Raw genomic sequence first — 17700 nt, forward strand, 5'->3', positions numbered from 1 at the left:
GGATCCCACCGGGAACCTCCGCCCAGCCCTCGCTCCACTGGCCGCTCGTGTAGTTCGCATCCTTCGTGAACACACGCCCCGTCGAACCGATCGCGAACACGTGCATCGTGTCTCCGACCACCACGCTGGTCAGCCCCTTCAGCCCCGCACCACCCAGCGAGGACCAGGCACCCGTCCAACCACCGGCCGCGTAGTCACCGTCGGTGTTCCACATCGCGCCGTCCGCACCGACCGCCTCCAGATGCACCTTCGAAGCCGGGGCGGACACGCCGGTGAGGGAGTCGAGGATCCGCTGGGCGTCCGCGGCCTCGGGCTGGTAGCGGTCGGGGTAGGCGGAGACCTGGACCTTCTGGGCGACGACGCCGATCTGCTGGGACTGCCAGGAGTTGTTGGGGTAGGCCCTGAGCATGGCGTTGAGGAAGGCGTTGGTGGCGTAGGCGGGGTCGAGCCGCTCCTCGAAGCTGCCCCACCAGTCCTGCTGCTGGAACAGACCGACGCTGGTGTGGTCGATCTTGTTCGGGTTGTTCTCCAGCACGGATTCGGTGATGGCCGTGGTGATGGCGATGACCGCGGCACGGTCCGGCAGGCCGCGGGCGCGTGAGGCGTCGGCTATCGCCCGGGCGCAGGAGAGCCGGTAGGCGGTCATCGAGCCGCGCAGCTTTCCGGTGAGCACCTTGTTCAGGTTGGCGGCGGTCGTGCTGTCGGTCGCGGTGACGGTTCCGCAGGACCGGTTGGGGAGGAGCGCGTGCGCCGGACCGGCGGCGAGGAACATCGGCGTGGTGAGGGCGACCGTGAGAGCGGCGACGGGAAGGACGCGGCGGAGCTGGTGCTTCATCAGGGATTCGACTTCCTGGGCTGGGTGGCGAGGGCTCGGGCAGGGCGGCAGGCAGGGGGCGTGCGCGTCGAGCTCAAGCTGGAGCTGGAGCTGGAGCTGGAGCTGAGGCGAACGCCCCCTGTGGAGGGCCGGTCGGGCGTTACTTGGTGACGGATGCGGTGAGGGCGGTGGCGCCGGCGGCGTTGCCGGGGACCTCCGCCCAGCCCTCGCTCCACTGGCCGCTCGTGTAGTTCGCGTCCTTCGTGAACACACGCCCCGTCGAACCGATCGCGTAGACGTGCATCGTGTTCCCGGTCACCACACTCGTCAGGGCCTTCAGACCGGCACCGCCCATCGACGTCCAGGAGCCCGTCCAACCACCGGCCGCGTAGTCGCCGTCGGTGTTCCACATCGCGCCGTCCGAACCGACGACCTCCAGATGGACCTTGCTGCCGGTCACCGAAGCCGTCAGCGCCGTAGCACCCTGGATCCCACCGGGAACCTCCGCCCAGCCCTCGCTCCACTGACCGCTCGTGTAGTTCGCATCCTTCGTGAACACACGCCCCGTCGAACCGATCGCGTAGACATGCATCGTGTTCCCGGTCACCACACTCGCCAGGGCCTTCAGACCGGCACCGCCCATGGACGACCAGGAACCCGACCAGCTGCCGGCTGCGTAGTCACCGTCGGTCGCCCACATCGCGCCGTCCGAACCGATCGCATTCAGGTGAACGGTGTTCCCGGTGACCGAAGCCGTCAGCGAAGTGACACCCTGGAGCCCGCCGGGGACTTCCGCCCAGCCCTCGCTCCACTGACCGCTCGCGTAGTTCGCGTCCTTCGTGAACACACGCCCCGTCGAACCGATCGCGAACACGTGCATCGTGTCCCCGACCACCGCACTGGTCAGCCCCTTCAGCCCCGTGCCACCCAGCGAGGACCAGGCACCCGTCCAACCACCGGCCGCATAGTCACCGTCGGTGTTCCACATCGCGCCGTCCGCACCGACCGCCTCCAGATGCACCTTCGAGGGGACGACAGCCTGGTCCTCGACGATGTTCTTGTAGCGGTACGGGAGGTAGGAGCCGGCGTTGCTGAAGTACGAGTAGGGAATGACGCGGCGCACTGCGTGCGGAGGTGTCTGCTCGATGCCGATGTAGGACGTCATCGAGGAGTCGGTCCAGCTCTCGAAGAGGACGACGTGCGAACCGCTCACCGGGTTGGCGGCGTTGTGGAAGAGCAGCATGTCGCCCTTGCGCAGCTCGCTCTTGGATATCCGGTTGGCGTAGGTGTCGAGGTTGCCGGTCCAGGCATTGGTACCGAGGTTCCAGGCCATGGACACCAGGCCGGAGCAGTCGGTGCGGTAGCCCTCGCGGTAACTGCTCTGGCTGTACGGGACCTTGGCGTCGACCCAGGTCTTGGCCCGGGCGATGACGGAACTGCGGGTGACCGGGGCGCCTGCGGTCTCCGAGGCCGCGGCGGCTGCGGAGAACGAGTTCTTGGCGGCCGCGGTCTTCAGCGGGCCCGGCTTGCCCTGGGGGCGCTCGATGCCGGCGCTCTGCGACGCCACGGTGCCCGTCGGGGCGGTCTGGGCGTTTTCGGCATGGGCGGGCATGAGGGACAGGACCAGCGAGGCGGCGCAGGCGGCGGTGACGATGCTCGCGGCACGGAAGGCCGAGGTCTTGACGGACAACGTGACTCCTGGTGAAGAGAGAAAGGAAGAAGAAGTTCGTTCGCGGTTCTTCGGCGCGGTCAGTTCGTGGCGCCGGGATCGGCCAGCGCGCCGAGAACGGCGGCGTCGGTGCCGGTGTCGTGCGGCGGTGCGGGACGCTCCGCCCGCTCGTCGAACTGGAAGAGCGTGAGGTGGGCGCCCTGGTGGACGGCGTAGAGGTGGTTGGTCTGTATGTCGCGGGCCGACATGCCGCCGACGCCCGTCCAGTGACGTGACCAGGCGGTGCCGTCCTGGGTCGTCGCGGTGGCGGCCACGACGGCGTCCTGAGGTACCCCTTCGCGGGCCTGGAGGGCACGGGCAGTGGCCTGGCAGTTCTTCATGTCGGCGAGAAGACGCCGGTACGCGCTCCGGGCGGCTTCGGCGTCCGGGAAGGCGAACAGCTGCTGACCTGCGGAGTTCCTGGCGGAGCTGAGGTACCCCTGCTGCTGCCGGAGGATGGCGCCGGTGACGGCCGCGCACTCGTTGAGCGTGATCTTCTGACCGTGCAGGTCCTGGCTGGTCAGGGGGCCGTCCGGCTTCCAACCGAAAGCCTTCTGGACGGGCAGCCTCTCCACTCCTTCGGGAGTGACGGCCGCGCTGCGTGCGGCGCCCGGATCCGGCGTGCCCTGCGCAGTCGCATCGTTCGGAGGCCGGGAGGCCATGGGTACCGCCGGGTTTCCGGGTGTCACCGGGTTCCCGGGTGTCGCCGCTGCCGGCGAGGGCGAACCGGCCGGGGGCGACGGTACCGGGGATACCGCCGGTGATTCCTGGGCGAGCGCGGCGGGCGGGGACCCGTTCTGGTGGTGCCCGCAACCGGTCGCCGCGGCAGCGGTGCAGAGGGCCAGCGCCACAGATGCGGCGGTAGTGAAAGCGGATCGCTGCGACCGGGTGGACATGACTGCTCCGAAACTGTGGAGAGAGCGAAAGGGAAGCCGGGGCGGCAGGGCGACGGGACGCCGGAACGGGGCCGGACGGCGAATGGCGAGTTAAATCGCCACGTCCGTCCTCGGCGCGCATCGGGACCGGACGAGGTTCAGGGGAGCGCGAGGGTGAAGCCGTGACAGGCGACGGGCCCGTCCACGCGGTCGAGCAGTGCGCGCATCTGGACGAGGGCCGAGTCGTCGGACCGCGCGCGGACGAAGAGGACGACGTCGAGGCCGTGTTCGGCGGGCCGGGCCCGGACGTGTTCCAGTCCGTCGGACGGTCTGGCGTGCGCCCACAGCAGGTCCTGGAGAAGGGGGGCCGCACCCTCGGCGAGCGGTTCCTGCGAGGTACGGACGAGGCTGGCCTGGATCACACGCACAGAGTCAGTCCCAGCCGATGACCTGGGAGTCGGCGCCGACGGCCTGGACCGAGTCCCAGCCGATCACACCCGGGCCGGTCACCGCGGAGACGAGGGAGGCAGCGCCGGTGGAGAGCAGTGCGGTGAGGCCGGCAGCGACGATCAGGCGAGCGGTGCGAGACATGGGTTCCCCCTGGAACACTGTGGGTTGATGCGGCTGAAGGGTGATGCGCGCTGCACCGGACGGCCTTTCGGCCCTGGCCTGGGGTGGGGCTCGTGTTGCCCCGCCGTCCGGTGATCACCATCTTGCTGGCGTACGCACCCCGCAGGAAGGGATCACGCCTGGCACCAAGGTGCCGGGCACCATGGGGCCACCACCTAGCCGAATGGCGATTAAGATCGCCACACTGGAGTCGATCAAGACTGCTACCGATGTGCAGCCGGGGGGCTGAACGATGCTGAAAGCGTTGGGGCTGGACGTACAGGCAGAGACCGTCTACCGGGGGATGCTGGCGGATCCCTCCGGCGGTGTGGGAGAGCTCGGCCTACGACTGGGGATGGTCGAGACCGAGGTCAGGGAGGCGCTGGACCGGCTCGTGGACCTCGGGCTGCTGACGGCCTCCCGGGAGACGTCGGGCGCGCTGCGCGCGGTCAGTCCGGAGGCGGGTCTGGAGCAGCTGCTGCGCCGCCAGGAGGAGGAACTCGCCAGACGCCAGCACGAACTGGCGCTGAGCAAGGCGGCCGCGGCCCGCGCCGTCGCCGAGTACGCGGAACTGCGTCCGAACACGGAGACCGAAGGCGCGGAGCGTCTCGTCGGACTCGACGCCATCCAGTCGCGGCTGGAGGTGCTCACCAGGGACCTGGCCGGGGAATGCCTGTCCATCATGCCGGGCGGCGCCCAGTCCCAGGCGAGCCTCGACGCCTCGCGGCCGCTGGACGCGGAGGCACTGGAACGGGGCGTCGACATGCGGGTCGTCTATCAGGACAGCGTCAGGAACGACCCGGCGACCCTCGCGTACGCGCAGTGGACCACCGAGCAGGGCGGAGAGGTCCGCACCAGCCCCGTCCTGCCGCCGCGACTGCTGATCTTCGACCGTACCGTGGCCGTCGTCCCGATCGACCCGGCCAACTCCCGCCTGGGCGCGCTGTGCACGACGGCTCCCGGCATCGTGGCCTCCCTCGTGAGCCTGTTCCACCAGACCTGGGACACCGCCGTGCCCCTCGGCGCCACCCGCCAGGCGGCCACGGAGCAGGGCATCAGCGCCGGCGAGCGGGAACTCCTCAAACTCCTCGCCGCCGGAATGACCGACGAGGCCGCGGGCAAACGTCTCGGCGTCTCCCTGCGCACCGTACGGCGGCAGATGTCGGCGCTCATGGAACGGCTCAACGCGGCCAGCCGGTTCGAAGCCGGCCTCAAGGCGGCCCAACGCGGCTGGCTCTGAACACCGCCCGCGCGTTCCGGCTCGGACACGGCGGAAACATCGGTCGTGGCGTCAGGCGCCGTGCGCCCGCTGGATGGTGATGTCACCGAGGACGGTCCTCGCGTGCACCTTGACGGTCTCCGCGCCCGCCGCGGGGCCCTCGGTGGATCCGAGGGCGCTGTGGACCGTCCCGGCCCGGGAGTTGATGTCGAGCCAGGCGGCAGTGCCCTGGCGAATCCCGACTTCGAGGTCGCCGGCCTTGGTCTGGAGCTCGACCGTGCCCCGCGCCACCTCCTCGATGCGTACGTTGCCGTTCGAGCTCTTCGACGAAACGGACCCTTGCGCCCGGCCGACCGTGATGTTGCCGTTGGCGACCTTCAGCCGCAGGTCGCCCGCCACGTCCTCGAGCCACGTGTTGCCGTTGGAGTTCTTGATCTCTGCGTTGCCGCCGACCGTACGCACCCGGACCTCGCCCGATCCGGTGGTGATGTCGGCGTCGCCCGCCACCGTGTCGAGCTGGACGTCCCCGTGCTGCGTCCTCAGCCGCACCGGGCCGGCCCGGTCCAGCCGGATGTCGCCGGCGCTGGTGCGGACCTCGCACTCGCCCATCGTTCCCTTGCAGCTGATGTCACCCAGCTCCAGAGTGCCGTGGAGGCGCGAGCCCTGGGGCAGCGCCACCTCGACCGTGACCGAACCGCGGGCGGAGAACAGCCCGCGTGCCTTCGGAGTGCGGACGGTCAGCGTGCCGTCGGTGAAGTCGACGTTCGTCTGCTCGGCGGCGCGGATGTCGTCCTTGTTCCCGGCGGTGCGGGGGTGGATCTCGACCACCGTGTCGGTGCGGTCCGTGGCACTGATCCGGGCGACTCCGACCTCGACGTGGATGGTCGCGGTGATGGGTCCCTCGGTCTCGAAAGAAGGCATGGCTGTCCCGTCCTCGTGAGTCTGGTGGTCGCCCCCGCTCCGGGGACGTGAAGATGTCGCGAGAGTGACCGGCTTCGCGCACGCCGGAACGGAGCCCCGGTCGGCCGGACGGCCTGGGGGGCGTCTCCCTAGCTCACCCAGCCCGTGAAGCTCTTGCGATCGCTCCCCCGCCGGGGCGCCGGCCCGTCGCCCTGCCGCCCGCCGCCGGGCTCCAGGGCGCCCGAAACCGCTCTGACGAGCCAGGCGTTGAGCGAAAGCCCTTCCCGCGCGGCCGCCTGCTCCGCACGCGCCTTGACATGGCCGGGGAGTCGGAGGTTGATGCGCGCGGTGCTGCTGTCCTCGCCCTCCGGCGCGAGCGGGACGGCGGGCGGGGCATGGCTCTCCTCGAAGCCCTCCATGACGAACGGCTCCTCCTTCGGCGGCGCGGTCACGACGAACTCCGGCTCGAGTCCGCGCAACCGCACGTCGACCGACCCCGGAGCGAGCTCCCGGGTGACCTCACCCATGGCGTCCGACAGGGCGTTCAGCAGGGTGAGTCTGACCGCCGACTCCAGCGGCGCGGTGATGCGCTCGGCAAGAGCGCGAGCGTCTTCGCCACCCGCCTCGGCGGCCACCGCGAGCTCGTTGCGAAGACTGGCGACATAGGGCGTGAGGTCCATGCTCCCCAGCATGACACACATTTGATGCCACAGCGAGCCAATCTGGCACCACATTTTCCAGCACGTCCGAAGGCCCGGCTCGGAGCACGCACCACCAACCCGCACCGCTGAGCCAAAGTGGCACCACACCCGTCAACGGCCCCTGTCGGTGGCCGGGGCCCAACGGCCGTGCTGATGCCGCTCGGCCCCGCCGCCCCCGACCCCGACCCCGACGACGCCGCCTTCGCCGATCCGGTCAGTCCCGGACGTGTTGGATGAGCACGGTGTGGCGCCTTCCCCCGCCGTCGGTGTAGTCGACCGACAGTCCCGCCTCCCGCCAGAGCAGAGCAGCTCCGAGCTCCGTGAACGGACTCAGCGACTCCGTGTCATCCGAAGCCGGTGACTGCGAAGTGATCTCGTACTCCTCGGCGTCCGACGTCCCGTCGAAGACCAGCCCCACCAGGCGCCCGGGCGCGACGATCGAGCCGCCGTCGGTGCGCACGGCAGCGGGGGCCGCCTTGAGGAAGGCCTCCAGAAGGGCGGCCCGTTCCTTGAGCTGCTCGATTCGCTTCTCCCGCAGGAGCCGGTTGTTACGGCGCACTCGAGGGTCGGCGGAGGGGTCGGCAGCCTCCGGCTCGCCCAGCTGCTGCCGGAGCTGCACCAGTTCGTTCTCGGCGCGCTGCCATGAGCCTCTGGCCAGCGCGGTCAGACGGAAGGAAGCTGTGGCAGCCGCGACCCGGCGGGGGGCCGCAACCCCTTCCGCTCCGGTGGTACGCGGGCCCGCCCCCGACTGCCCCGCACCATTGCGTCGTCCGGAAGAGGTGACCCGCGTGACATTCCCCGGCCCAGCAGGCGTCGTACCCACCGAGGACGGCGTCTCGTCCGACCTGCTCGGGCTCACCCGTGGCACCACTACGGAAGGGGCCGGCATCGCGATGGTGGCGGCCACCCCACTCTCCACGGCAGCCCGCAGTCGCGCCTCGGCCCCGGCCCGGTCCCGGTACCAGTCCGTCCCCCAGATCCGGTGCAGCTCCCAGCCGAGACCACGCAACACGCCTTCTCGCAGCCGGTCACGGTCCCGGGCAGCCTTGGAGGAGTGGTACATGGCGCCGTCGCACTCCACCCCCAGCGCGTAGCGCCCCGGGAAGTCCGGATGCCGGATGCCCAGGTCGATGCGGTAGCCCGCGACGCCGACCTGCGGTTGCACGTCGTGGCCCCACCCCCGCAGCACCGCGAGGACCGATTCCTCGAACGGGCTTTCCGGCTGGGCATCCACGTCCACCGGCCCGTGGGACAGCACGGCCGGACCGCTCCTGGCGTACCGCAGGTACCGGCCGAAGTGGCGGAAGCTCTTGCTGCCGGTGTCTCCGAGCTGGTCGGGCTCGAACGACGCGACGACCTCGACCCGGTAGCGGGCCCGGGTGACAGCGACGTTGAGACGACGCCAGCCGTCAGCCTTGTTCATCGGCCCGAAGTTCTTGGAGAACTTCTCGTTGGCATCAGGCCCGTAGCCGACGGACATGATCATCACGTCCCGCTCGTCACCCTGCACCGTCTCCAGGTTCTTGACGAAGAATCCGTCCAGCCGGTCCTCGGAGAAGCAGTCGTCGAGGTCGGGCCGGCTCCGCCGGGCTGCGTCCACCGCGTCCTGGATGGCCACCGCCTGCGACTGCGAAAGCGCGACGACGCCCAGCGACCTGCCCTTGCGCGTGGTGAAGTGGTGGATCACGCGGCGTGCCACCTCTGCGGCCTCACCCGGATTGTTGCGGGCCGCCGAGCCCGAGCGGTACGCACCCTCCGAGGCGCGGAAGAAGGCAACACCGACATCGTCGCCCTCGGCGTGCGCGCCCGGGAAGGTGGTCATCGACTCGTCGTAGAACTCGCGGTTGCTGAAGGCGATCAGGTCCTCGTGGCGGCTGCGATAGTGCCAACGCAGCGACAGGCTGGGCAGCAGGCCGCTCGCCTTGCACAGGTCCAGGACCGACTCGAACCGGTCGGGAAGATCCTCGTCCCCGGAGGCGTCCTCCTCGTCGTCACCACTGGAGGAGAAGAAGGCGGTGGGGGGCAGCTGCTTCTGGTCACCGGCAACGATCAGTGCACGGCCTCGGTAGATGCAGTTCATGGCGTCCTGCGGCAGCACCTGGGATGCCTCGTCGAAGATCACCACATCGAAAACGAGGTCGGGCGGCAGGAACCGGCTCACCGTGAGCGGGCTCATCATGAAGCACGGCTTGATCAGGCGCACCGTGTCCCGTGCAGTGTCCAGGAGTTCCCGCACGGGCTTGTGCCGGCTCTTCTTCTCGCCCTCCCGCTTGAGCAGAGCGGCGCCGGGATCAGCCGTGGTCCGCGGGCGGCGTCCGTCACAGGCTCGTACGACCGTTGCCCGTGCATGGTCGGCCAGTGCCGAATCCAGTTCTCGGAAACGCTTGACCAGATCGTCCCGGTCAGCGGAACGGGTGGTTCCCAGCCTCGGATCCGAAGCCAGCTCCAGGTCCGCCCAGGCGCGCAGCGCCGCTCGCTCGACGAGCGGCGCAAACGCGTCCGGATCGACGCCTCGGCGGACAGCACGGTCGACCAGGTCGCCCAGGTTCATGGCGTCGAGCACCCGACGCCCCTTGTCGTACGCGTACCACTCGTCCGGGCCTCCCCGGTCGCTCTCAAGGGTGCCGAGCGCTGCCCCGGCTGATTCCCGGGACTGGCCGAACGCCGCACTGAGTCCGGTCGCCCGCTCCGGGCGGAACAGGGCGGCGAGTCCCTCGGCCGCCCGGGTCCACATCTCCTGGGCGGCTTCCAGCTCGGCATCGGGCCCTGCGCAGTAGAGGATCTCGGCAGCGGATGTGCTGAGTACCGCCGTGCTGTCGAGCCCACAGGCCCGGCGCAGGCCGGTGGTCCATGCGAGTGCGGCGGCCAGGCCGGATCCGCTCGTGGAGCGGCCCCGGTAGAGGTCTCCGATCAGCGCCCGGTCACCGTGCTCCGCGGACTCGAACTCGACGGCGGCCGCCCGCGCCGCACGTACCTTGTACACGGACGCACGGGCGGCGCCGAGGGTCCAGGCACCCGTTGTCGTACTCGCTCCTGCACCGGCGGCAGCGGTCTCCTCCACGATCCGGATCAGCCGCTCGGCCGCCCGCAGCGGAGCCACGTGCGCACGGCTCCAGACTGCTGCGTCCCTGATGCTCCCCGACTCCAGCTCGTACGAGGGTCCGGCCACGGGCGGGAGCACCAGCGCGTCCCGCCATGCGGCCAGCCTGACAGCGGCCTCCTCCGCGGTGCGGCGCGCGGCGTTGAGGCGATCGGCGGCGAGCTGGTCATCGCCTGCCGCCACTGCGCGAGCCAGCGCTTCCCGGTTCAGGACCCGGGGGGCGAGAGCGGCGATCTCTCCGGCACGGTCGACGAGGGAGTCCAGGACCGTGAAGTCCGTGGTTTCCCCCTGCCAGTGACGACCGAGCGCGGAAGCGTGCCGGCGGGCTTCGTCGTTGAGCCTCCGCTCGGCCTTCTGCCACGCCACGGCGGCCGGGAGGGCGCCGACAACCGCCCTGGTGCACTTGTCGCCCTCGGGGAGGAGGGTCCGTACGGTCCGCCGGTCCGCGCGGCAGGCCGAGGACAGCCGTGCGGTGAACGAGCGGTGCACCGTCGCGAACCGCTGCGCCAGCTCCTCCAGGTCGTCCTGTTGCAGCACCCGGTCGGTGAAGACGGTCTCGGCCCTCCCCCTGGCGGCGCGCAGCCCGTCCACCGCCTCACGCAGCGCCTGAGCGGCTGCGCGGGCCCCGCTCAGTCCGTCGGTACTGAGCCACCCGGGCAGTGGTTTGGTCTCCGCCGGCAGTCCCGAAAGAGCGGCGATCCGGCCCAGGCGAAGGCCGTCGTCGCAGGATATGGGAGCAGGCAGCCCGTACATCTGAGCCACGGCGGCCAGTGACTGCGCCGCTTGGTCCAGGGCCGCGGCATCCGCGGCCAGCCGGTCGGCGAGGACGCGGGCACTCTCGGCAGTGAGCGATTCGAGGTCCACGGCCGGAGGAACCAGAGCGACGAGGGCTGCTTCCTCGGGTCCGGGTTCCGGCTCCAGATCCGCAGGAAGCCGGTCCCAGGCATCACCGAACGCCTGTCTGGCCGGCACCTCGGCCTCTTCGGCCTCGCCCAGGCGGGCCAGGAAGCCCTGTACCGCTGCGGTCAGCCCCTCCTGGTCCGCTGTGAGCCAGTGCTTCGGCATCGGCGGCCGGGCACCTGCGGTGCGCAGGAGCGCTGCCAGGCGGGATGCGTCTCTCATCCCCTCCCAGTCGAGCTCAGCAAGGAGCTCTGCGTGCGGGCGCAGGGTCGTGTCGAGTCTGGCAAGGGCCTCGGATGCAAGGTCCAGTGCGCTCAGCGGATTTCCCGCGTCCTTCAGGCCGTACCAGGAGAACCCGGTACCTTCCAGCGCCGGACGCCAGGATCGGCTGACTCGGCGTGCACCCGCGATCGCCCGCTCCAGGCCCTCGGCAGTGAGGGCCGCCGCGCCGAAGGAGCCGTCTGCGGGCAGCGGGTGAGCGCCGTCCAGCAGCGTGATCCGCCCCAGGGCGTCGTGGAGCGACATGCCGAGCCGGGCCCGTGGCTCGTTCATCGCCGCGGCGTACCCGGAGAGTTCCTCGCGCAGTTCCCGGGCCTGTGCCAGGTCTCCCCGGCTCCCGCCCGGCAAGGTGCGGCGCGGAGCTCCCAAGGCCCGGCCGAGCTCCTGGGCCACCTGCTTTCGTCCTGCGCTGTTGCTGTGCAGCGCAAGCACGTAGTCGTCGAGCCCGACATCGCCGAGACGGTTTCGGACCACGTCCAGGGCTGCGGCCTTTTCACTGACGAACAACACGGTGCGGCCCTTGTCCAAGAGGCCGGCGATCATGTTGGTGATGGTCTGGCTCTTGCCCGTGCCGGGCGGCCCGTCCATCACGAAGCTGCGGCCCTCGATCGCCGCGGCGACGCACTGCCGCTGGGAGGAGTCGGCATCAAGTACCAGGGGCGCCTGCTCGGGCGGCTGTATCGCGTCGATGCGGTCGATGTCCGCGGCCTCGAACGCGAAGGTCTGCGGTGAGACGTCGGAGTCCGCGCCGAGACCGACGGCCCGTACCAGGGTGCTGCCCATGACCCGGTCCGCGTTGTCCAGCAGGTCCCGGTACATCACTTCCTTGCTGGAATTGAAGGTGTCCAGCACCATGCGGCTGGTCACCTGCCAGCCGGGGATGCCCTTCACTGCGCGCCGGATGCCTGCGATCAGCTCCGGGATGTCGCTCTGCTCCACTTGGTCCGGGCGGGGCCATTCGACGCCGAGTTCGCCGAGTTTGATGCCAAGTGCGGGGTTGAGAACCGGCTCCTCGTCCGCGTTGGCCTTGAGTACGTAGGAGTCTCCACGGCGCCGTTCGAGTATCACGGGCACCATGACGAGGGGTGAGCTGAAGCCCTTCTCCGCGGAGGGGGCCGGCTTCCAGTCGAGGAAGCCCACGCCCAGGTGCAGGACCCACAGGCCGTAGTCGTTGTACTTCTCCCGCGCCACCGTCGCGAGACGACGCAGGTGCCGGTCCTGATCGGCCTGGGTGACCTTCGAGGTCGTGAGGCTCACGACGGGACGGCCGGTTCCGATCCCCGCACGGGAAGCGGGGGTGTCGATGGGCCGGGCCCCCGTGGCAGCCACCGCAGCGGCCTTGGCCATCGACACCCCGGCGCCGCCGGGGGCACTGCTCCCGGCCTTGGCCCGATGCTCCTCGACAGGGGCGAAGCCGCAGCCGCGGGCGAGTCCCTCCAAAGTGGTGAGCAGACCGGGCTCAACGAGATCCATCCCGACGGAAGTGGACCGACGCTGGTAGTTGAGCAGACGGTTGCGGAAGCTCAAGTCGATGAGGGAGTCCCGCCAGGACCCCAACAGCTTCTCGAGTCGCACACGGTCGGCCCGTGCCATGGGGGCTTGGAGGGTCATGCAGTGCGGCTCCGTTCGCTCATGACAGGGCATGCAACGCGTGAAGAAATAGCTGGAGCATACCGACCCGTCACAGCAGCGTCCCGAGGACCCGGATCTCGGACGCCCCCCGGTAACCGCAGGTCGACAGGCATGGCGGATCCACCGGCCCCGTCGACTCACTCCGGTGCGTGGCGAGCGTCAGAACGGGGAGCGATGCGAAGGCGCCCGGGCCCCGGGCGGGCCGTCAGGGGCGTGGGGAGAAGTCATCCGGGCGGGGCCAGGCGGCGCAGCAGGGCGTGGACCGTCGCGTCGTCCAGGACGGACGCCGTGCCGGGGATCAACTGGGCCAGCAGCGACGCGAAGCGGCTGTCCGGCTGCCGGAGCAGGGGCTCGCCGCCCTCCCACAGCGCCGTACGGAGCCGCTCCGCCGTGAGCTGCCCGTCGCCCGCCGACGTGACGACGAGGTACTGGGCGAGGCGCCGGTCCAGGTGGGTCGGCGTCCAACGGCCCGCGGTCAGGTCGTCGGACAGGTCCAGGGCCAGTCCGACGACGGAGGCGGCGGGCTCGGTGCCGTCGGCGTGGGTGATGCGGTCGCTGGGGGTCGTCATGGGGCGGTGCCGTGCCTTACGTGAGGGCGCCGGGCCGCGGCGGCGGCACGACGGTGCGGGGCGGGGAGTCCCCGCCGGGAATGCGAAGTGGGCGCGTGCTCCGCCTGCGCCGGCCGGAACACGCGCCCACGGCACCGGAGGCGGTGCGGACCGTCGCGGCGGGGGTGTGCGCGACGTCCGCTCCCGGTCCCGCCCTCAGCGTGAGGGCGGGACCGGGACCGCACTCCGGTGGTCGGGAGGGGTCAGCTCGCCGGCGTGGTCCGGCGGCCGGTGGCGGCGCGGAGGATCACGGCGAGAGCGACCAGGACGATGCCGAACCAGACGACGCTCGTGACGCCCACGTGGTCGGCGAACAGGCCGCCGATGAGGGCGCCCAGGGCGATGCAGGTGTTGTAGGCCATGGTGTTGAGCGACATCGCTGCCTCGAAGGTCTCGGGAGCCGCCGAGAGCGTCATGTTGATCTGGGCGAGCTGTACGACGCCGAAGGCGAGGCCCCACAGGACCATGGCGGCGATCACGCCGTAGTCGTTCGTGCCGATGGTCAGCAGCATGACGAGTGCGGCGATCATGGCCAGGCCGCCGCCGATGAAGCTGCCCCGCAGGCTCTTGTTGACGGTCTGGCCGCCGATGAAGTTGCCGATCGCGCCGCCGATGCCGAAGACGATGAGGACGACGGTGATGAAGCCGACGGTGGCGGACGTACTTTCCTCGAGGTAGGGACGGACGAAGGTGTATGCACCGAAGTGGCCGAGGACGAAGAACACGACCATGACCAGGACCACGCGCAGCGGCACGTTCTTGACGGGCAGTCCGAAGACCTCGCGGACCGAGACCGCGTTGGCCGACGGCAGCGACGGGATCGTGAAAGCGACTGCGAGGAACACCAGAGCGCTGAGCCCGGCCCAGATCAGGAAGGTGGTGCGCCAGTCGCCGGCGCTCTCCAGCAGGGTGCCGAGCGGGATGCCGACGACGGTCGCGATCGAGATTCCGGACATCACGACGGCGGCGGCCCGGTTGGCGTGCTTCTCCGGGACGATGCGCATGGCCATGCTGACGCCGATGGCCCAGAAGACGCCGCTGGCGAAGCCCATGATCAGGCGGGTGCCCAGGATCAGCGGGTAGTTCGGGGCGATCGAGGTGATCAGGTTGCCGACGGCCAGAACGGCCAGCAGCGTGGTGAGCAGTCGGCGCCGGTTGACGCGCCGGGTCCATGCCACGATGAACGGCACGCCGAGACCGGCCGCGACTCCCTGCGCCGTGACCATGAGGCCGGCCGAGCCCACGGAGACCCCGAGGCTCTCGCTGAGCGGGGTGAGCAGGCCGATCGGCATCAGTTCGGTGGTGAGGAAGACGAACAGGCTGGCGGTGATGGCAGCCACACCCAGCCATCCCCGGGTCGGGGACACCTGCTGCTGTGGCGTGACGGGGGTGTTTGTCTCTTCTTGAATGGTCATGTCATCTCTCCGGATGTGGTCAGGCGTGGTGCGCGAATGCCTCATGGCGCCGGGGGTCGAGCGAGGAGGTCATGTCGTGGGGAGGTGCCCGCCGTTATCCGCTGCGTTCCTGTTCCAGAGCGGGTTGGTCGGGGAAGTGCGAGACGGTGGTGCGGGGCGATGCCGAGGGGGGCTCCTCGGACTTCGGTTTCGGCGGGCGCGGCTGGCCGAGCACGACGGCCAGGAAGATGACGACCATGCCGACGATCTGGAGGGCGGACAGCGTCTGGCCCTTGACGAGGTAGCCCAGCAGGGTCGCCACGACCGGGCTGCCCAGCGCGAGGAAGGAGACGGCTACGGCCGGCAGGCGTTCGATGCCTCGGAACCAGACGATGTAGCTCAGGACCGCGCCCAGGGTGATGAGGTAGGCGAACCCGATGACGTTGGAGCCGGTGAGACCGTCGGGAATGTCCTCCAGCGACAACCAGAACGGCAGCAGGACCAGACCGCCCGCCGTGAGTTGCCACCCGGTGAACGTGAGCAGGCCGACGCCCTCCGGCCGGCCCCACCGCTTGGTCAGTGTGATCCCCGAGGCCATGCACAGCGCTCCGCCGACCGCGGCGAGGACTCCGACGGTGTCGAGCGACGCCGTGCCCTTGAAGACGAGCAACACCACGCCCCCGGTGCCCATCGCGCAGGCCAGGGCGTGGACGGGTTTGATCCTCTCGCTGAGGACGAGGGCCGCGAGGATCACGACGAACATGGGCTGCGCCGACATGATCATGGCTGCGATGCCGCCCGGCAACCGGTAGGCCGCGACGAAGAGAAGGAAGTTGAAGGCGCCGATGTTCAGAACGCCCAGTACCAGCGCGCGCCACCACCAGATGCCGACGGGAAGCTTCCGGCCGAGGGCCAGCAGGACCAGGCCGCCCGGCAGGGCCCGCATGGTGGTCGCCAGGAGCGGCCGGTCCGGGGGCAGCAGCTCGGTGGTCACCAGGTAGGTGCTGCCCCAGACCGCCGGGGCCAGGCCCGTGAGGGCCGCCGTGAATACGTTCTGTCTGTTCTTCATCCTGCCTCGAATCTCGCGGGAATCGCCGTGGCCCCCGACGTCCTGTCCGGCCGGCTCAGTCGAAGATCGGGTCGCGGTCGCGGCCCCGCTTCAGCTCGAAGAAGCCGTCGATGCCCGCCACGGCCAGCACGCTGTCCCAGAGCGTTCCGGCCGCCTCGGCACGGGGGGCGGGGGTGAGTACGGGGCCGAAGAACGCCAGCGGCTTCCCGTCCGGGCCGGGCACGTGGATCACGGGGGTGCCGACCTCGGAACCGACCGGGTCCATCCCCTCGTGGTGCTCGGCCCGCAGCGGCTCGTCCCAAGAGGTGTCGTCCGCCGCCTCGATCAGGTCGGCGGGCAGACCTGCTTCCTCCAGGGCGGCGCGGATCATGTCGTGACCGAGCCCGGCCTTCTCGTGGTGGATCAGACGGCCCATGGCGTTGTAGAGGGGCCGCAGCACCTTGTCGCCGTGCCGCTGCTGTGCCGCGATGCACACGCGCACGCAGGCCCAGCCGTCGATCATGCCCTGGCGGTACTTCTCCGGGACCTCGCGGCCCTCGTTGAGGACCGACAGGCTCATGATGTGGAAACGGGTCTCCAGCGGCCTGACCTGCTCCACCTCCAGCATCCAGCGTGAGGTGATCCACGCCCAGGGGCAGCGGGGGTCCACCCAGATGTGGGCGACGGTCGTCTCGGAACGCGGTGACGTGGTGCTCATGGCGGTCGCTCGTCCTTTCGGTGTCACAGGCGCAAGGGCGCGCGCAGGCGTGCCTCGGCGCAGTGCGCCCAGGTGCGGGAGACAGGGGGATGGCAGCGCAGGAGCAGCCTCCGGTCGTGCCGGAGGGCCCCGATCGAGGGCCCGCCCGGCGGAGTTGGCCCGAGGGCGTTCCTGCCGTGTGCGGTTGTCACCAGTGTCGGGCCGGGAGCATCAATGAGTCCAACACATGCTTGTCACGGGATGGATCTCGTATCACGATGGATCCATGGAGCTCCAGCAGATGCGGTACGTGATCGCCGTGGCCGAGACGAACAGCTTCACCAGGGCTGCCCAGCGCTGCCTTGTGGTCCAGTCCGCGCTCAGCCACCAGATCGCGCGCCTGGAGAAGGAACTGGGTGCGAGGCTCTTCGAACGCACCAGCCGCCGGGTCCGGTTGACCCCGGCGGGTGCGGCCTTCCTGCCCGCCGCCCGCCAGTGCCTGGACGCGGCGGAGCGGGCCGCCGCCGAAGTCGCGGCGGCCGTCGGGGAGGTGCGCGGACGCCTCACGGTGGGACTGATCCCCACCGTCGCCGCCGTGGACATTCCCGCCGTCCTCAAAGACTTCCACCAGCGCCATCCGAAGGCCCGGATCAGCCTCAGCGTGGGAGCGAGCGACGAGCTCGTGGAGAAGGTCAGGCAGGGCGAGATCGAGGTGGCCTTTCTCGGCATCCCGGTCACGGCCCGCCCTCGGGGCGTGATGGCCCGGGAGTTGGCCCAGGAGCGGCTGGTCGCCGTGGTCTCCCCGGACCACCTGCTCGCCGGCGAGACCTCGGTCGACCTCCGTCGGCTGTCCTCGGAGGTGTTCGTGGACCTCCCGGCGAAGACCGCCGGCAGGGCCCAGTCCGATCTGGCCTTCACCGCCGCCGGCCTCACCCGCGAGGTCGCCTTCGAGGTGACCAACGCGGACTACCTGGCCCGTCTGGTCGGCGCGGGCCTGGGCGTGGCCCTGCTCCCGCCCGGGTACGTCGCGGGCCTGGCCGGGATGGCCACCATCGAGGTGACGGACGCACCGGCCCGCGCCGAGTACGTGATCTGGGGCCGGGAGAGCCGCACCCCGGCGGCCGCTGCCTTCCTGGAGCTGCTGGGCATCGACGAGGAGTGAACGCGGGCACGCGAAAGGAGCCGGGGGCGGCCCCCACCCGATGCGGGTGGGGGC

General features: G+C 70.4%; 13 protein-coding genes and 1 pseudogene. 2 read left to right on the forward strand and 12 right to left on the reverse strand.

All coding sequences use genetic code 11. The annotated features are described in order from the left end of the window. From ACWGE1_RS32210 to ACWGE1_RS32230, 5 genes and pseudogenes are all read right to left on the reverse strand, one after another. Positions 1-835, reverse strand: a pseudogene (locus tag ACWGE1_RS32210) (hypothetical protein); the annotation flags it as partial. Positions 836-974: 139 nt separating this feature from the next. Further along, a complete protein-coding gene (locus tag ACWGE1_RS32215) occupies positions 975-2504 on the reverse strand; it encodes a hypothetical protein (RefSeq protein WP_453423985.1) in 1530 nt (509 codons plus the stop codon). Between the two features lie 59 nt (positions 2505-2563). Then, on the reverse strand, positions 2564-3097 hold the full coding sequence (locus ACWGE1_RS32220; protein WP_453423986.1) for a sensor domain-containing protein: 534 nt from the start codon (positions 3095-3097) through the stop codon (positions 2564-2566). Positions 3098-3555: 458 nt separating this feature from the next. Then, a complete protein-coding gene (locus ACWGE1_RS32225) occupies positions 3556-3819 on the reverse strand; it encodes a hypothetical protein (protein WP_453423987.1) in 264 nt (87 codons plus the stop codon). 10 nt (positions 3820-3829) lie between these two features. After that, positions 3830-3988: a hypothetical protein gene (locus tag ACWGE1_RS32230; protein ID WP_453423988.1), complete on the reverse strand. Its 159-nt coding sequence runs from the start codon at positions 3986-3988 to the stop codon at positions 3830-3832. Between the two features lie 271 nt (positions 3989-4259). Here ACWGE1_RS32230 and ACWGE1_RS32235 point away from each other — a divergent pair, with 271 nt between their 5' ends. Beyond that, positions 4260-5246, forward strand: a complete 987-nt coding sequence (locus tag ACWGE1_RS32235; RefSeq protein WP_453423989.1) for a helix-turn-helix transcriptional regulator — start codon at positions 4260-4262, stop codon at positions 5244-5246. 51 nt (positions 5247-5297) lie between these two features. Here the strand turns inward: ACWGE1_RS32235 and ACWGE1_RS32240 are convergent, their stop codons facing one another. The 7 genes from ACWGE1_RS32240 to ACWGE1_RS32270 form a co-directional block, all read right to left on the reverse strand. Continuing rightward, positions 5298-6146 (reverse strand): DUF4097 family beta strand repeat-containing protein, encoded by an 849-nt coding sequence (locus tag ACWGE1_RS32240; protein WP_453423990.1) that lies wholly within the window; start codon positions 6144-6146, stop codon positions 5298-5300. A 128-nt stretch (positions 6147-6274) separates the two neighbouring features. After that, a complete protein-coding gene (locus ACWGE1_RS32245) occupies positions 6275-6805 on the reverse strand; it encodes a toxin-antitoxin system HicB family antitoxin (protein ID WP_453423991.1) in 531 nt (176 codons plus the stop codon). A 235-nt stretch (positions 6806-7040) separates the two neighbouring features. After that, positions 7041-12716, reverse strand: coding sequence for a DUF4011 domain-containing protein (locus tag ACWGE1_RS32250; protein ID WP_453423992.1), 5676 nt, complete (start codon positions 12714-12716; stop codon positions 7041-7043). 245 nt (positions 12717-12961) lie between these two features. Next, a complete protein-coding gene (locus ACWGE1_RS32255; protein WP_453423993.1) occupies positions 12962-13306 on the reverse strand; it encodes a hypothetical protein in 345 nt (114 codons plus the stop codon). A 242-nt stretch (positions 13307-13548) separates the two neighbouring features. Beyond that, a complete protein-coding gene (locus tag ACWGE1_RS32260; RefSeq protein ID WP_453423994.1) occupies positions 13549-14760 on the reverse strand; it encodes an MFS transporter in 1212 nt (403 codons plus the stop codon). 94 nt (positions 14761-14854) lie between these two features. After that, positions 14855-15808, reverse strand: coding sequence for an EamA family transporter (locus tag ACWGE1_RS32265; RefSeq protein WP_453423995.1), 954 nt, complete (start codon positions 15806-15808; stop codon positions 14855-14857). A gap of 55 nt (positions 15809-15863) precedes the next feature. Continuing rightward, entirely contained in the window at positions 15864-16505 is a 642-nt protein-coding gene (locus tag ACWGE1_RS32270; RefSeq protein ID WP_453423996.1) for a mycothiol-dependent nitroreductase Rv2466c family protein, read from the reverse strand. Between the two features lie 265 nt (positions 16506-16770). Here ACWGE1_RS32270 and ACWGE1_RS32275 point away from each other — a divergent pair, with 265 nt between their 5' ends. Beyond that, positions 16771-17646, forward strand: coding sequence for a LysR family transcriptional regulator (locus tag ACWGE1_RS32275; protein WP_453423997.1), 876 nt, complete (start codon positions 16771-16773; stop codon positions 17644-17646). Positions 17647-17700: the final 54 nt, after the last annotated feature.

It is taken from the genome of Streptomyces sp. NPDC054932 (assembly GCF_053610205.1).

Excerpts from the sequence above, each read along its gene's own strand:
- ACWGE1_RS32230 (WP_453423988.1), bottom strand. The coding sequence starts at position 3,988 with ATGTCTCGCACCGCTCGCCTGATCGTCGCTGCCGGCCTCACCGCACTG.
- ACWGE1_RS32235 (WP_453423989.1), top strand. The coding sequence starts at position 4,260 with ATGCTGAAAGCGTTGGGGCTGGACGTACAGGCAGAGACCGTCTACCGG.
- ACWGE1_RS32240 (WP_453423990.1), bottom strand. The coding sequence starts at position 6,146 with ATGCCTTCTTTCGAGACCGAGGGACCCATCACCGCGACCATCCACGTC.
- ACWGE1_RS32245 (WP_453423991.1), bottom strand. The coding sequence starts at position 6,805 with ATGGACCTCACGCCCTATGTCGCCAGTCTTCGCAACGAGCTCGCGGTG.
- ACWGE1_RS32250 (WP_453423992.1), bottom strand. The coding sequence starts at position 12,716 with ATGACCCTCCAAGCCCCCATGGCACGGGCCGACCGTGTGCGACTCGAG.
- ACWGE1_RS32255 (WP_453423993.1), bottom strand. The coding sequence starts at position 13,306 with ATGACGACCCCCAGCGACCGCATCACCCACGCCGACGGCACCGAGCCC.
- ACWGE1_RS32260 (WP_453423994.1), bottom strand. The coding sequence starts at position 14,760 with ATGACCATTCAAGAAGAGACAAACACCCCCGTCACGCCACAGCAGCAG.
- ACWGE1_RS32265 (WP_453423995.1), bottom strand. The coding sequence starts at position 15,808 with ATGAAGAACAGACAGAACGTATTCACGGCGGCCCTCACGGGCCTGGCC.
- ACWGE1_RS32270 (WP_453423996.1), bottom strand. The coding sequence starts at position 16,505 with ATGAGCACCACGTCACCGCGTTCCGAGACGACCGTCGCCCACATCTGG.
- ACWGE1_RS32275 (WP_453423997.1), top strand. The coding sequence starts at position 16,771 with ATGGAGCTCCAGCAGATGCGGTACGTGATCGCCGTGGCCGAGACGAAC.